The organism is Streptococcus sp. KHUD_017 (genome assembly GCF_054861245.1).
In genome coordinates this window covers 174,293-189,554 of record NZ_CM142175.1, presented here as the reverse complement: position 1 = coordinate 189,554, position 15,262 = coordinate 174,293, and the positions used below count along the sequence as shown (strand labels likewise).

18 protein-coding genes are annotated in these 15,262 nt (G+C 41.9%); 6 read left to right on the top strand and 12 right to left on the bottom strand.

Annotated elements, in window-relative coordinates; genetic code table 11:
• Positions 1 to 6: 6 nt before the first annotated feature.
• Genes rseP through ACVAMZ_RS00925 form a run of 3 tightly spaced genes read right to left on the bottom strand, consistent with a single transcriptional unit; the run spans position 7 to position 2,849 of the window.
• A complete protein-coding gene (gene rseP / locus ACVAMZ_RS00935; RefSeq protein WP_461684772.1) occupies positions 7 to 1,263 on the bottom strand; it encodes an RIP metalloprotease RseP in 1,257 nt (418 codons plus the stop codon).
• A gap of 21 nt (positions 1,264 to 1,284) precedes the next feature.
• Positions 1,285 to 2,088 (bottom strand): phosphatidate cytidylyltransferase, encoded by an 804-nt coding sequence (locus ACVAMZ_RS00930; protein ID WP_461684771.1) that lies wholly within the window; start codon positions 2,086 to 2,088, stop codon positions 1,285 to 1,287.
• A gap of 8 nt (positions 2,089 to 2,096) precedes the next feature.
• The gene (locus ACVAMZ_RS00925; RefSeq protein WP_461684770.1) at positions 2,097 to 2,849 is read right to left on the bottom strand and encodes an isoprenyl transferase; all 753 of its coding nucleotides are present in this window, start codon (positions 2,847 to 2,849) and stop codon (positions 2,097 to 2,099) included.
• A gap of 213 nt (positions 2,850 to 3,062) precedes the next feature.
• Here ACVAMZ_RS00925 and ACVAMZ_RS00920 point away from each other — a divergent pair, with 213 nt between their 5' ends.
• From ACVAMZ_RS00920 to ACVAMZ_RS00895, 6 genes are all read left to right on the top strand, one after another.
• Complete coding sequence (locus ACVAMZ_RS00920) at positions 3,063 to 3,458, top strand: helix-hairpin-helix domain-containing protein (RefSeq protein ID WP_461684769.1); 396 nt, start codon at positions 3,063 to 3,065, stop codon at positions 3,456 to 3,458.
• 371 nt (positions 3,459 to 3,829) lie between these two features.
• Positions 3,830 to 4,417, top strand: coding sequence for a flavin reductase family protein (locus ACVAMZ_RS00915; RefSeq protein WP_461684768.1), 588 nt, complete (start codon positions 3,830 to 3,832; stop codon positions 4,415 to 4,417).
• Positions 4,395 to 4,964: a GNAT family N-acetyltransferase gene (locus ACVAMZ_RS00910; protein ID WP_461684767.1), complete on the top strand. Its 570-nt coding sequence runs from the start codon at positions 4,395 to 4,397 to the stop codon at positions 4,962 to 4,964. Before ACVAMZ_RS00915 ends, ACVAMZ_RS00910 begins: the two co-directional genes overlap by 23 nt.
• Before the next feature lie 65 nt (positions 4,965 to 5,029).
• Entirely contained in the window at positions 5,030 to 5,836 is an 807-nt protein-coding gene (locus ACVAMZ_RS00905) for a hypothetical protein (RefSeq protein WP_461684766.1), read from the top strand.
• A gap of 11 nt (positions 5,837 to 5,847) precedes the next feature.
• Positions 5,848 to 8,499, top strand: coding sequence for a valine--tRNA ligase (locus ACVAMZ_RS00900; protein WP_461684765.1), 2,652 nt, complete (start codon positions 5,848 to 5,850; stop codon positions 8,497 to 8,499).
• A gap of 70 nt (positions 8,500 to 8,569) precedes the next feature.
• Positions 8,570 to 9,325 (top strand): protein NO VEIN domain-containing protein, encoded by a 756-nt coding sequence (locus ACVAMZ_RS00895; protein ID WP_461684764.1) that lies wholly within the window; start codon positions 8,570 to 8,572, stop codon positions 9,323 to 9,325.
• Between the two features lie 65 nt (positions 9,326 to 9,390).
• On the opposite strand, the gene ACVAMZ_RS00890 is transcribed toward ACVAMZ_RS00895, so the two are convergent.
• The 9 genes from ACVAMZ_RS00890 to ACVAMZ_RS00850 all read right to left on the bottom strand — a co-directional run bounded on the left by ACVAMZ_RS00890 (position 9,391) and on the right by ACVAMZ_RS00850 (position 15,262).
• Positions 9,391 to 9,990 carry a response regulator transcription factor gene (locus ACVAMZ_RS00890; protein WP_301392132.1) on the bottom strand — a complete coding sequence of 200 codons (600 nt, stop codon included), beginning with the start codon at positions 9,988 to 9,990 and terminating at the stop codon, positions 9,391 to 9,393.
• The gene (locus ACVAMZ_RS00885; protein WP_461684763.1) at positions 9,991 to 11,088 is read right to left on the bottom strand and encodes a sensor histidine kinase; all 1,098 of its coding nucleotides are present in this window, start codon (positions 11,086 to 11,088) and stop codon (positions 9,991 to 9,993) included.
• Entirely contained in the window at positions 11,088 to 11,825 is a 738-nt protein-coding gene (locus ACVAMZ_RS00880; RefSeq protein WP_461684762.1) for an ABC transporter permease, read from the bottom strand. The genes ACVAMZ_RS00885 and ACVAMZ_RS00880 overlap by 1 nt, the downstream gene beginning before the upstream one ends.
• Position 11,826: 1 nt before the next feature.
• The gene (locus ACVAMZ_RS00875) at positions 11,827 to 12,711 is read right to left on the bottom strand and encodes an ABC transporter ATP-binding protein (RefSeq protein WP_461684761.1); all 885 of its coding nucleotides are present in this window, start codon (positions 12,709 to 12,711) and stop codon (positions 11,827 to 11,829) included.
• Entirely contained in the window at positions 12,698 to 12,892 is a 195-nt protein-coding gene (locus ACVAMZ_RS00870) for a hypothetical protein (RefSeq protein WP_461684760.1), read from the bottom strand. The genes ACVAMZ_RS00875 and ACVAMZ_RS00870 overlap by 14 nt, the downstream gene beginning before the upstream one ends.
• Positions 12,889 to 13,080, bottom strand: coding sequence for a hypothetical protein (locus ACVAMZ_RS00865; RefSeq protein ID WP_004250552.1), 192 nt, complete (start codon positions 13,078 to 13,080; stop codon positions 12,889 to 12,891). The genes ACVAMZ_RS00870 and ACVAMZ_RS00865 overlap by 4 nt, the downstream gene beginning before the upstream one ends.
• Positions 13,077 to 13,268, bottom strand: coding sequence for a hypothetical protein (locus ACVAMZ_RS00860; protein WP_303943363.1), 192 nt, complete (start codon positions 13,266 to 13,268; stop codon positions 13,077 to 13,079). Before ACVAMZ_RS00860 ends, ACVAMZ_RS00865 begins: the two co-directional genes overlap by 4 nt.
• Positions 13,265 to 13,456 (bottom strand): hypothetical protein, encoded by a 192-nt coding sequence (locus ACVAMZ_RS00855; RefSeq protein WP_303943363.1) that lies wholly within the window; start codon positions 13,454 to 13,456, stop codon positions 13,265 to 13,267. Before ACVAMZ_RS00855 ends, ACVAMZ_RS00860 begins: the two co-directional genes overlap by 4 nt.
• Before the next feature lie 141 nt (positions 13,457 to 13,597).
• Complete coding sequence (locus tag ACVAMZ_RS00850; protein WP_461684759.1) at positions 13,598 to 15,262, bottom strand: DAK2 domain-containing protein; 1,665 nt, start codon at positions 15,260 to 15,262, stop codon at positions 13,598 to 13,600.

Sequence of the window (15,262 nt, the reverse complement as noted above, 5' to 3'; positions counted from 1 at the left end):
TAATTCTTAAAAGAAGGTACGCATGATGTCGTTCCAAGTCACGGCAATCATCAAGACAACCATAATCACAACTCCAACTAGAGTAACATAGGTTTCAATTTCTTGTTTCAGCGGTTTGCGGCGAATAGCCTCGATGATATTGAGCACGATTTTTCCACCATCAAGTGCCGGGATAGGAATCAAGTTGAAAATCCCGATATTGATGGAAATCATAGCCAAGAAGAACAAAACATTCTCAAGACCATTTTTAGCAGCATCACTACTTGCCTTAAAGATAGCAACAGGTCCACCCAATTTATTCAAATCCGGTTGGAAGATCAAGCTTTTCAAGGCATTGAGAATGCGCAAGGCTGAGTCAGCCGCACTGGTAAATCCACCTACAAACATAGACCAGATATCTGATTTAAGTCTCGGTTGAACCCCTAGAATATAACGTCCTTGGTTCTCAACAGGTGACACACTGACCTGTTTTTCAGTTCCATTTTCAGAGACTGTGACATCCAATACAGGTGCTGTTTTATCTTTGGTCTCTGCTTCAACCGCCTGAATCAAATCTTGCCAGTTACTGATTTCGTGTGAACCGACTTTAGTGATTTGTGCCGTATTTTCAATACCGACCTTGGTTAATGCACTGTCGGGAAGAATACTGAAGTTATTCGTTTGCGTATCACGAACGCCACCTTGCATGAAAATCAAAATCCAAAAGACGATAACTCCTAGAATAAAGTTATTCATAGGACCTGCAAAGTTGGTAATCAACTTGCCCCAGACAGTCGCATTTTGATACTGAACATCTAGCGGAGCGATACGAACTTCCGTCCCATCAGCTTCTACAATAGTCGCATCATGGTCTACTGAGAAAGTTTTTTCCTCTTCCAAAACCAGACCTGTGATAAAGAGTTTATCCTCAAAGTCAAACTGGGTTACCTGCATAGGAAGAGCCGTTTGGTCGACCTTCTTACCAGAAAGATTGATGCGCTTAACCTTGCCATCTTCAGCCAAAGTCAAACTCACAGGAGTTCCTGTCTTAATCTCTGTAGCATCCTCGCCCCAACCTGCCATACGGACATAACCACCAAGCGGCAAGAGACGAATCGTGTAAGCAGTCCCGTCTTTTCCAATATGGGCAAAAATCTTTGGCCCCATACCAATGGCAAATTCACGAACCAGAATTCCAGACTTCTTAGCAAAGTAGAAATGGCCGAACTCGTGGACCACCACGATAATTCCAAAGACAAGGATAAAGGTTAATAATCCTAACATTTAATATCTGTTCACCTTTCCTTAAAATAAGCCAAAGAGGTGCATAATAGGGAAAACAGCCAACATAGAGTCAAAGCGATCCATTACTCCACCATGTCCTGGGATAAAGAACCCTGAGTCCTTGACTCCAAAATGGCGTTTTATGGCACTCTCGATCAAGTCACCCAATTGACCAGCAATACTAAAGAAAATAGCAAAGAGCGTCATTTTGTAAATTCCGTAAGGAAGGGCAACCGTACTATCCACTAACATAAAGATAAGAGTGACAAGCATGGCAACTAAAATTCCACCAAAGGCTCCCTCGATTGATTTGTTCGGAGAGACTCTCGGAGCCAGTCTTCTCTTACCGAAATTCATCCCTACCAAGTAAGCACCACTATCAGTGGCCCATACGATACAGAGGGCCAAGAGGGCTTTATCCAAACCTGCGATTCGAGCATCCACTAAAGCATTGAATCCAAAACCAACATAGAAACTCATGGCAATCGGGTATACAGCATCTTCAATGGTGTAATTCTTGCTAAAAACAGTGCAGCCTAACATGATAAAAATCACAACACCATATGCGACAACATTCCCATCTACAGGTAAAAATGTCAAGTAGTTTTCTAGGGGGATTGTCAGTGCGAAAGTCGCTAATAAGGTCAGCAAACCCTCAGGAGTCATGGTGTTTAACCCTTTCATCTGAAGCAACTCGTGCACCCCTAGCATAGCTAGAAGTCCCATAGCAATCTGTAACCAAAGCCCACCAATCACCAAGAGAGGGATAAAGATTGCTAAGGCCAGAGCGGCAAATATGGTTCTCTTTAATAAATCCTTTTTCATAACTTTTCCTAAACTCCTCCAAATCGACGATTGCGGCGATTATACTCTGCAACAGCCTCTTTCAAAGCTTCCTCATCAAAGTCAGGCCACAAAACATCTGTGAAATAAAGTTCACTATAAGCTGCTTGCCAAGGCAAGAAATTGCTCAAGCGAAGCTCCCCACTCGTTCGAATGATTAAGTCCGGATCACGCAAGACCTTAGGCAAATGCCCTGTAAAGAGATATTCCCCAATCAACTCTTCCGTAATATCGCCTGGATTCACCTTAGCATCCAAAACATCCTGTGCAATCAACTTGACCGCTTGTGTAATCTCAGCTCGTCCACCGTAATTAAGGGCAAAGTTAAGAATCAAACCTGTGTTCAACTTGGTCAACTCTTCCGCCTTTTTCAAAGCTTCAAAAGTTTGTTTTGGCAAGCGATCGGTTTCCCCAATCATTTGGATCTTCATGTTCTTTTGGTGCAATTCGGGGACATACTTATCATAAAATTCAACAGGCAAGTTCATGATAAACTTGACTTCCTGGTCTGGACGTGTCCAATTTTCAGTAGAGAAGGCATAAACAGTCATAGCCTTGACACCCATATCACTAGCAGCAATGGCTACCGTTCTCAAAGCATCCATCCCAGCCTTATGACCAAAAACACGCGGTTGCATCCGTTTTTTAGCCCAACGACCATTGCCATCCATGATAACTCCGATATGTGCTGGCACCACTGCTGGTGTTTCTGTTACTTTATCTTTTTTTAAAAATCCAAACATGATTGTATTCCTATTCAAAAATCTATCGTTTCATTATACCATATTTTTCGCTTTTCTTCTATCATATTCTCTTATTCTAAGGCGGAATTCCCTATAGGACTCCTATCTTTCTAAACTAACAAGCCTTGCATTTCCCAAAGAAAGTTGATACAATAAAACATAAAGATTTATCCTTGTTCATTCACAGGGGTTTTTTATTGAAAGGATCTTATCATGTCAAAAAAACTACAACGTAAAAAACAATTAAGAAACAACCTTCGTCGCTCAGGTGCACTTTCAAATGCTGTAAACAAGGTTGTCGAAGAAACAAAAAAAGTTGTGAAGCATGCTGAAAAAGCAGCAAGTGAGGCAGGAAAAGCAGTCTCTAAGCAAGTAGAAAAAGCTGTAGAAGCAACTAAAGAGCAAGCCCACAAGCTTACAACTTCTGTTGAAGATTTCGCAGCTGACCTAGGCGGACTTCCACTTGACCGTGCTAAAACTTTCTACGATGAAGGGATCAAGTCTGCTGCTGACTTCAAAAACTGGACAGAAAATGAACTCCTTGCTTTGAAAGGAATCGGTCCAGCTACTATCAAGAAATTAAAAGAAAACGGCATCAAGTTCAAGTAATCTTTCTTGTCCCTTGCATTTCCGTGAAAAACTTGTTAAAATAAAGCCATTAGAGGTGTTTTGAGTCCCACATTTTACAGAAAGTGGCGGAGCTGAGAAGTCCACAAATGTGTCAAAACTGGTTGCTAGTGAGTTGAAATTAAAAATTGAAATATAAATCTTTTTGTTTCCTTTTAAGACTAGGCAGCGAATTGCAGGCTGTACTAAAGTAGGCCAAAGCGAACTAAGCTGTCATAACAAAAGAGAAACAAGAAGATTAAAGTTGCGGGCTCTGCCCGAAATTGGGTGGTACCGCGGATAAACACATTCGTCCCTGTCATGTAGATGGCAGGGACGATTTTTTTGTTGCGGCCTAGCAAAAGGAGGTTGTCATGAAACAATCTTTCAAAACAAGTAAACTCTACTATGGTTTTCCTATCTTCATCTTAGGGTATCAGGACCAGAACTTTGGGTACAATATCACAACCTGCAGTTCCTCATATAGTCTGGGCGATTGGCTGGTCATCGGTGTTGGTGCTGAGGAAAATGCAGCTAACCAGATTAAGCATTACCAGAAGTTCACAGTGAACATCCCTGACGAAAACCTCATGCTTGAGATGGAGCAGGCTGGCTTTATCAGTCATCGGGAAAAATTGAAACACCTGGGGCTTGACTATGAGATTTCTGAACGGACTCAGGCTCCGATTTTGGAGGCTTGTCCAGTCGTTTTGGATTGTCAGGTAGATCGAATTATCGAGGAAGATGGCATCTGCCATATCTTTGCCAAGATTCTCGAACGACTGGCTGATCCAGAGCTCTTAGATGACAAGGGGCATTTTATAAATGACCGCTTTGCACCGACTTACTTTATGGGGGACGGCCACCAGCGTGTTTATCGTTATCTAGATGACCGAGTGGACCCTATGGGGAGCTTTATCAAGAAAGCGAGGCAGAAGAATGACAAGAGCAACATTACCTGAACGAATCGAAACAGAGCGTCTAGTCTTACGAGTCCGTACAGTGGCGGATGCTGAGGATATTTACACCTACGCTAGTCTCCCAGAGGTTTCTTACCCAGCAGGCTTCCCACCCGTCAAGACCTTGGAAGATGAGATTTACTATCTAGATCATATCCTTCCCGAGCGTAATCAAAAGGACAATCTCCCAGCAGGCTATGGAATTGTGGTCAAAGGGACTGATACAATCATCGGCTCTGTTGATTTCAATCATCGCCACGAAGACGATGTTTTGGAGATTGGCTATACCTTGCACCCAGACTATTGGGGTCGAGGTTATGTTCCTGAAGCGGCGCGTGCCTTGATTGATTTAGCTTTTAAAGAATTGGGACTTCACAAGATAGAATTGTCTTGCTTTGGTTACAACCTTCAAAGTCAACGAGTCGCGGAAAAATTAGGCTTTACCCTCGAAGCTCGGATAAGAGACCGGAAAGATGCTCAGGGCAATCGTTGTGATGATTTGAGATACGGCTTGCTGAAGAGTGAGTGGGAGGACAGTAATAACTGTTAGTTAAACTGTTCGATAATTTCGAACAGTTGGGACTTATTAAATAATTTCGAAAGCGAGGTGAAAAATTGGAAACAAGCCAGATTATTACTCTGATCAGTGGAGCTGGTATAGGAGCTGTCCTAAGTGCATTTTTAACCTTCATAAATAGTAGCAAAAAGAATAAACTTGATTTTATAACTAAAGAGCGTTCAGAGTGGAGGAGAGAAATTAAGTCAATTATAGTTGATTTATTAGGTGGAAATAATCGATTTTCTGCAATAAAAAGGCTTGAAACACAGTTAAATCCGTATGGGAGATATATCTCTAAAGAAGATAGATATAACTTTTACATGAATGATGGCCACATTTGGGAGTTGGTTGATAATTTTGATTATTCAAATCAAAGTGTAAAATTATTAACTAAATATCTAGAAATACTTTTAAAATATGATTGGGAAAGATCAAAACGTGAAATAAAAGTCGATGTTTTTAGTAGTTTTATATACTTTATTCTTATTATCGGCTCTTTATCCAATTCTCTCTTACTACTCTTTAAAATAAACGATTTAAGTCAAAGTATAGTTCTTGCAATATCCTCTTATGTTATGGTGGCTGGTATATTCTATCTTGAAAAAGTTACTAGGAACTTTAAAAAAAAGCTTATACGTAATAATATTTATATTATGCTACTTTCTCTATCTATGTATTATAGTATAAAAGGGCTATTATATTGGGTAATCCCTCATGTAAAAATGGATTTAAATAGTTCTCTTGTCACACTTTTGATATCAGTATTAATAATGAGTATAGAATTCAAAATTTTTATAAATACTAATAGTGAGGAAGAAAATTATATGAACCTAATTGATTATATTAAAAACAATTTAAATTAAGGAGAACACACATGTCTAAAGAACTTTCACCTAAATACAATCCAGCCGAGGTTGAGGCTGGTCGTTACCAAAAATGGCTTGACGAAGATGTTTTCAAGCCTTCAGGCGATAAAAAGGCTAAGCCTTATTCAATCGTGATTCCACCACCAAACGTAACTGGGAAACTTCACCTTGGTCACGCTTGGGATACGACTTTACAGGATATCATCATCCGTCAAAAACGCATGCAAGGTTTCGACACGCTTTGGCTTCCTGGTATGGACCATGCTGGGATTGCCACCCAAGCTAAGGTTGAGGAGCGCTTGCGTGGTGAGGGCATCAGCCGCTATGACCTCGGTCGCGAGAAATTCCTTGAGAAAGTCTGGGAATGGAAAGACGAATATGCCACCACTATCAAGGAACAATGGGGCAAGATGGGGCTCTCTGTAGACTACTCTCGTGAGCGTTTCACTCTTGACGAAGGTTTGTCAAAAGCCGTGCGCAAGGTCTTTGTGGACCTTTACAAGAAAGGTTGGATCTACCGTGGTGAATTTATCATCAACTGGGACCCAGCAGCTCGCACAGCCCTTTCTGATATCGAGGTGATCCATAAGGACGTCGAAGGTGCCTTCTACCACATGAACTACATGCTGGAAGACGGCTCACGCGCCCTTGAAGTTGCGACAACTCGTCCTGAGACTATGTTTGGGGACGTTGCCGTTGCGGTCAATCCAGAAGACCCACGCTACAAGGATTTGATCGGTAAAAACGTCGTCCTTCCTATCGCTAATAAATTGATTCCAATCGTTGGAGACGAACACGCAGATCCTGAGTTTGGTACTGGTGTCGTGAAAATCACACCTGCCCACGATCCAAATGACTTCTTGGTTGGTCAACGCCACAACTTGCCACAAGTCAACGTCATGAACGACGACGGAACCATGAATGACTTGGCCTTCGAATTTGCAGGTATGGATCGTTTTGAAGCTCGTAAGGCAGTCGTTGCTAAGTTAGAAGAAATCGGTGCCCTCGTTAAAATCGAAAAACGTGTCCACAGTGTTGGTCACTCAGAGCGTACAGGTGTCGTGGTTGAGCCACGCTTGTCTACGCAATGGTTCGTGAAGATGGACCAATTGGCTAAAAATGCTATTGCCAACCAAGACACAGAGGACAAGGTAGAATTCTACCCACCTCGTTTCAACGATACCTTCCTCCAATGGATGGAAAATGTCCACGATTGGGTAATCTCTCGTCAGCTCTGGTGGGGTCACCAAATCCCTGCTTGGTACAATGCTGAGGGTGAAATGTATGTCGGCGAAGAAGCTCCAGAAGGGGACGGATGGACTCAAGACGAAGACGTTTTGGATACTTGGTTCAGTTCTGCCCTTTGGCCATTCTCAACCATGGGTTGGCCTGATGTCGACTCAGAAGACTTCAAACGTTACTTCCCAACGTCAACCTTGGTAACAGGTTACGATATCATCTTCTTCTGGGTGTCTCGTATGATCTTCCAATCTTTGGAATTCACTGGTCGTCAACCATTCCAAAATGTCCTTATCCACGGTCTCATCCGTGACGAGCAAGGACGCAAGATGTCGAAATCTCTCGGTAACGGGATTGACCCAATGGATGTTATCGAGAAATACGGTGCCGATGCCCTTCGTTGGTTCCTTTCAAACGGATCTGCACCAGGGCAAGACGTGCGCTTCTCTTACGAAAAAATGGATGCATCTTGGAACTTCATCAACAAGATCTGGAACATCTCTCGCTACATCCTCATGAACAATGAAGGCTTGACTCTTGAGCAAGCAACGGCTAATGTCGAAAAAGTTGTTAACAAGGAAGCTGGAAATGTCACAGACCGCTGGATTCTCCACAACCTCAATGAAACCATCGGAAAAGTCACTGAAAACTTTGACAAGTTTGAATTTGGTGTTGCTGGACACATCCTCTACAACTTCATCTGGGACGAGTTCGCGGACTGGTACGTTGAGTTGACCAAGGAAGTCCTTTATAGCGATAACGAAGAAGAGAAAGTCATCACACGTTCTGTTCTCCTTTATACTTTGGACAAGATCCTTCGTCTTCTTCACCCAATCATGCCATTCGTGACAGAGGAAATCTTTGGGCAAATCTCAGAAGGCTCTATCGTTACAGCGGAATACCCAACTGTTAACCCAGCCTTTGAAGACCTTGCTGCCCACACTGGTGTCGAAAGCCTCAAAGACTTGATCCGTGCTGTTCGTAATGCGCGTGCAGAAGTAAACGTTGCACCAAGCAAGCCAATCACCATCCTTGTGAAGACAAGCGATGGTGACTTGGAAGCCTTCTTTAACAGCAATGTCAACTACATCAAACGCTTCACAAATCCAGAGCACTTGGAAATTGCATCAAACATCCCTGCACCTGAACTCGCGATGTCAAGCGTCATCACAGGAGCAGAAATCTACTTGCCTCTCGCAGACCTCCTCAATGTCGAAGAAGAACTCGCTCGTCTCGACAAGGAACTCGCTAAATGGCAAAAAGAACTGGACATGGTCGGTAAGAAGCTCTCTAACGAACGCTTCGTAGCCAATGCCAAACCAGAAGTCGTCCAAAAAGAACGCGACAAACAAGCCGACTACCAAGCCAAATACGACGCGACCGTCGCACGTATTGATGAGATGAAGAAGTTGGTGAAATAAACACAGAAACACGGCGGAATGCCGTGTTTTTTTGGTATAATGAAATCAATATCTATTGATGGAGAAAGTTATGTCTAAACACCCTCATTATGAATTGTTAAATTTAATTGGCTATGGTCTTGCCAAATTTGATAAGTTATTTATAAAAGAGTTTCAATGCTCTAGTAAATCTGAGTTTTATCGTTATATAGTTTCTTTGGGTATCGCAGAAACAACTGGGGTAGTTAAAAATAGAATGGATTTATTCGACCCTTATTTTGATAACAATAGAAAAGGCTGGTGGCAAAAAGCTGAAGTCTACCGTTTTAGAAAAGATTTAATTGACATGATGTTTGGTAATGAAGATGTTCACAGTTTTTCAGAAATCGTTAAAATGCTACTTGCAAGCGAAGGGAAGAAAACAGGCATAGCAGTCATTGAAAAGCCAATAGTCCGAACTAAATTCAAACATCTACAAGAAACTGGAATGGAAGCAGAAAATTACTTTATACTCCATTTTGATAAAGAAGAAAAATTTCAAGGTGGACAATTAACCGATGCCCGCCTTTATGGCGATGGATATGATTTCCAAGTAGATGTTCAAGAACATTCTTACCTTGCTGAAGTTAAAGGTATTCGAAAACCTAAAGGACGGATTCGTTTGACTGCCAGAGAATTTGAGAAAGCAAAAGAGTTTCAATCAGATTTTATTTTATCCTTGGTCACTAACCTAGATGACATTCCAAAGCTAGTGTTAATCGATAATCCTTTGAATCATTTTGAATTCAAAAAGAGTATCATAAAAAACGAAGTCATAGAATACAGAAGTCTTGAAGATTTATATTAGAATTTTACAATTTTCCTACTCTTGAAAAACCTCCTGATTTATTCAGGAGGTTTTTCTTTATTTCCTCACAACCAGCCTTCTTCTTCGGCAGTTTTGGCTGCTTCGGTTCGGTTGCTGGCGCCTAGTTTGGAGAGGATATTGGTCATGTAATTACGGACAGTCCCGTTTGAGAGGTAGAGCTTATCTGCAATTTCTTGGTTGGACAGGCCCTGGGCAACTCCATGTAGAACAGCGACTTCTTGCTCGGTCAAGGGATTGGGATGGGTCATCATGACTTCCATGAGCTCTGGGGAATATTCCTTACGTCCCTCTAACACCGTATGTAGGGTTTGCATGAGCTCAGCGATGCTCCGTTCTTTCAAGACATAGGCATCAACTCCTGCTTTGACCGCTCGTTCAAAATAACCTGGCCGTTTAAAGGTCGTAACGATAACCACCTTGGTTTCAGGCACTTCTTGTTTGATCCACTCAAGTGCTTCGAGTCCTGTCTTGACTGGCATTTCGACGTCAAGGATAGCAATATCTACTGCTTCTTTCCCCAAAACCTCAATAGCCTCGGCTCCATTTTTCGCCTGCAAGACGGCCTCCACATCTGGTTGAAAGCTTAAGAGCTGGCACATGGCATCTCTAAGCATACTTTGATCTTCTGCGACTAATACTTTCATCTACTTTCTCTCCTTATAAGGCAGATGCACGCGCACCTCTGTGGGATCTTTCAAACTGACCAGTTCTACTTTACCTGAGAAGGCTGCAGCACGGTCACGGACTGTATGGAGTTCATTTCCTTTTACAGTTGCAAAACCTTTCCCGTCATCTCTGACTGTCAGGAGTAATTCCTGATCTGTACGTTCCAGTTTTAGATAGGCTTTATTAGCGCTGGCATGCTTGATGATATTGGTCGCCAGTTCTAACAAAATCATAGCAGCCGTCGACTCCACATCCTGGGTCAAACTAGCCTTGTCCAATTGATTGTCAACCTCAACCTCAATCCCAGCAATCTCCAGCATCTTCTTGACAGTTTCAAGTTCTGAAGCTAGGGTCCGTGATTTCAGATTTTCCACAATGGTTCGCACTTCATTCATAGAATCCTTGCTGATCTGGTGAATTTCTTTTAATTCCTTTTCCACCTGTGGATAAGCCTGCATCTGAAATAACTGCAAGGCTAGATCTGTCTTGACACTCAGCATAGCAAAGGTATGTCCCAGACTATCATGCAAATCCTGACCGATACGACTGCGTTCATTTTCAGCAAGCAATAGATTTATCTGGGCATTTTGCTTGGCCTGTGCTTTTTTCAAATCCTCGACAATGCGAATCCGAACCAATCCAAATGTCATAAGATCGACAAAAGTAAGAATTCCAAGCAGATAAACTAGAAACTCAACTTCAACTTCCTGAAAAATCAAAAGTTGCCCTACAACAAGGAATTGAGCAAGGAGAAAAGTCCGGACATGTAAAGAATTAAAACTACGTACGCCAAAATGATAAATTAAGAGATTAGCAAGGAAAAAGAAGAACCAGATATAATTTACACCAACAAAGGCGGTATACCCAGCTACATAGGCTAGCATGATAATCCAACAGAGCCAGGATAAGCGCTGGCTCTTGGTGGTTAAAACGCCTAAGTAAGCCACTACAAATAGAATATCAATCAATAAATGCCAGTTAGGAATTTCCCCAGTCATTACAGGAACGATGGGAAAAACCATAAAAATCAAACTGGCCCAGTACATATAGTCTATGCTTTTCAGTCTTTCAAGCATTAAGAATTCTCCTTATGACCTTGAAGGTAAATAGTCAAACCAAATAAAACTGCTGAAAAAACAAGTAGATAAACTGTGGCTGATAAATTGATGCCACCCTCGTTTAAGAAGGTTTTGAGCAACTCCATCAACTGATAAGTTGGCAGGCACTTACCGATTGCTTGCATCCAGTCTGGAAATAAAGAGATGGGCATCCAGAGTCCGCCTAAAACAGCCAATCCTAGATAGAGGAGATTGCCCACGACAGACATCAGCTGACTAGACGGTAAGAGTGTCAGGATCAAGCCAAGCGCTACAAAGGCTATACTTCCCGCAATCAGCAAGAGCGCAGCCCCAATCCAGCTTCCTAAAGGCATATCCACACCTCTGACCAAGTGCCCAACTGAGAAAACAACCAGGATTGAAACCAAATAATCAACTATCATACTTGTTATCTTTGATAGATAATATTCTACCATATTTACTGGAGTATGGCGTAATGTTTTCTGCCAGTTGTTTATTTTATCGGTATGTAAAACAACTGGGAATGAAAAGATAGCTGTCGACATCATGGAAAAGGCCGTCATGGAGATAAGGTAGTCGCGCATAAAATTAGCCGGCCCACCTGGTGTATCCTGGTACATGCCTGAAAAGAATAAATAGAAGGCCGTCGGCATCCCTACGGATAATAGATAATAGACTAGTTGTCGTTTGGTCAATAGAAATTCAATCTTGTTTAGTGCGATCCATCGTTTCATCTTAGTCATCTCCCTTTTGTGTTTCTTCAAAGATTGTATCTAGCAAGCTACGGTTATTGACTTCAATTTCTTGTATCCTACAGCCTGCCTGGACTAACAGTTCCCAGAAAGCATCTGCTTCGCGTGTAACTACTTGCAGGGCATCTTGTTTTTGTGACCAGTTTTCAACCAAGTTAGACTGTTCGACGACTTCCTTGTAAGCTAGAGGTAGGATGAAGTGCTTTTCAATCTCCTCACTGCGCATGGCTAGAGGTGTCGTATCACGAATCAACTCTCCCTTATTTAAGACCAAAATCCGGTCCGCTGTATGCTCTACTTCCTCAATATAATGAGACGAATAGAGAATGGTGACTCCCTGCGCTTTTAGGTCCTGAACAATTTCCCAAAAAAGTTGACGGGTTGAAGTATCCATGGCCGCAGTTGGCTCATCTAAAAAGACAAGCTTTGGTCGGCCGATCAAGGTCAAGACAAATGAAAAGAGACGCTTTTGCCCACCTGACAATTTTTCTGCCAATTGTTCTTTTTGTTGCTTGTCAAACTGCAATAGTTGATCGATCTCCTGAGTGTTTAAGGGATTTGGGTAAATACTTTGAAAGAAAGCAATCAACTCTTTAACCTTTAATTTCTGAACGATTACATTTTCTTGAGGGAGGTAGGATCTTGTGTAGTCTAACTGAGAGCTCGTCACTGGCAAGCCTTGAATGGATACTTGACCGCTGGTAACTAGCTTATCTCCAAGTAAACAATCTAAGAGTGTTGTCTTTCCAGCACCATTTGGACCAATCAAGGCGACGCATTCGCCTTCAGCCACCTCAAAGGAAATATCCTTCAAAATAGCCTTGCCCTTGATGCTTTTATTTAGGCTTTCTACCTTAATCATGTTCATGATATTCTCCTTTCAACCACTCCTTCCCCATCGGAAAGGCGATAAAAATCATAAATCCTAGACTCCAGGCACCACGAATGACTTGGTGAAGGAAGGCTTGGTCAAACCACCCTGTAAACATTTCGACCAACCATACCACTAGTGATAGTGCAATAAAAAGATAGAGAATCGCTTTTTTCATTTTTCAAACTCCTTTTTCACATCTGAGACCAATTTTAAACCTTCTCGGATCAACCAAGACATCATACCAAATCCTGCAAATAACTCCCAAGGAAAATGATAGAAGCCTTCGTCCAATCCTGAAAACATGAGATAAGTCATGACTCCTGCTGCTACTAAACTCATTGCGATAATTACTTTATGTTTCATTTTTCAAGCTCCTTTTTCACATCTGAGACCAATTTCAAACCTTCTCGGATTAACCAAGACATCATGCCAAATCCTGCAAATAACTCCCAAGGAAAATGATAGAAGCCTTCGTCCAATCCTGAGAACATGAGATAAGTCATGACTCCTGCTGCTACTAAACTCATTGCGATAATTACTTTATGTTTCATTTTTCAAGCTCCTTTTTCACATCTGAGACCAATTTCAAACCTTCTCGGATTAACCAAGACATCATGCCAAATCCTGCAAATAACTCCCAAGGAAAATGATAGAAGCCTTCGTCCAATCCTGAGAACATGAGATAAGTCATGACTCCTGCTGCTACTAAACTCATTGCGATAATTACTTTATGTTTCATTTTTTTCTTCCTCCATTTGATACATCTATTATAATTCTTTGAAGCATGAGCCACTAGAAGCTTCTGTCATGAGGAAATATGACAAATGTCACAAAAAAAGAAAGTTGATTTCTCAACTTTCTTTTTTCTATTATTTAATCTTTATTCCACACTGAAAAGATATGGGTAAACCGGTTGTTGACCTTGGTGGATTTCTACTTCGACATCTTCGAATTCTTCTGCGACTTCTTGAGCAATTTGGTTAGCCAATTCTTCACTTCCGTCTTCTCCAACATAGAAAGTTACGATTTCACTGTCTTCGTCCAACATATGTTTCAATGTTTCAGTCAAGGTTTGGTGCATGTCAGGGTTTGATACGAGGATTTTACCATCCACCATACCAAGATTGTCATTTTCATGAATTTCTAGACCATCGATAGTCGTGTCACGAACGGCTGTTGTTACACTACCGCTGACAACGTCCCCAAGAGCCGCAGTCATGCGTTCTTGGTTTTCTTCGATAGACTTGCTTGGGTCAAATGCTAGAAGGCTAGTCAATCCTTGAGGAATTGTACGAGCTTCTACTACAACAGCTGGTTGTTCCAATACTTCAGCTGCAGATTGAGCTGCCATGAAGATATTTTTGTTGTTTGGCAAGAAGATGATGTTGCGAGCATTGACTTTCTCAACAGCCTTGACAAAGTCTTCTGTCGAAGGGTTCATGGTTTGTCCACCTTCGATGACATAGTCCACACCTTGTGCACGGAAGATGTCTGCCAAGCCTTGTCCAGCTACTACTGCGATAAGAGCATATTCTTTTTCTTCAGCTGGCTTGCTGACTTGCGCTTCTTTTTCTACTTGCGCTTCGTGTTGGTTACGCATGTTATCGACTTTAACCTTGACCAAGCTACCGTATTTAAGACCTTCTTGCAAGACAAGTCCTGGATCTTCTGTATGGACGTGAACTTTAACGATTTCATCGTCATTAACAACAAGTAGAGAATCCCCAAGATTGTTCAAGTAGTTACGGAATTCTTCGTAGTCAAAGTCTTTAGCATAAGTTGGGCCTTGTTTGAGGGCAACCATGATTTCAGTACAGTAACCAAAAGTAATGTCTTCTGTTGCCACATGTCCAGCTACAGACTTGTGGTGTTCAGCATTGATCATTTCACTCATGTTTGCGGGAGTAGCAACAAAGTCCTCAGAAGCGCTGTATTCACCAGTAAGAGCTGAAAGGAAACCTTCATAGATGAAGACCAAACCTTGACCACCTGAGTCCACAACTCCAACTTCCTTCAAGACTGGAAGCATTTCAGGAGTTTTAGCAAGAGCTGCTTTAGCTCCTTCTAAGGCCGCACGCATAACTTCAACTGCGTCATCTGTTTGCTCTGCTTTTTTCTTAGCCCCGATGGCAGCTCCACGTGATACAGTCAAGATAGTTCCTTCAACTGGCTTCATAACAGCCTTGTAGGCTACTTCTACACCAGATTGGAAGGCAAGGGCCAAATCTTGACCTGTAAGTTCATCTTTTTCCTTGATAGCTTGTGAGAATCCACGGAAAAGTTGAGAAGTGATAACTCCTGAGTTTCCACGCGCACCCATCAAAAGACCTTTAGCCAAGATACTTGCAGCCTCACCAACTGTTGAAGCTGGTTTGTCTGCGACTTCCTTAGCACCATTTTCGATAGTCATCCCCATGTTTGTTCCTGTATCTCCATCTGGAACTGGGAAGACGTTCAATGAATTGACATATTCGGCTTGCTTGTTCAAACGAGTTGAAGCAGCCTGTACCATTTCTTGAAATAAGCTTGTAGTAATATTTGACAC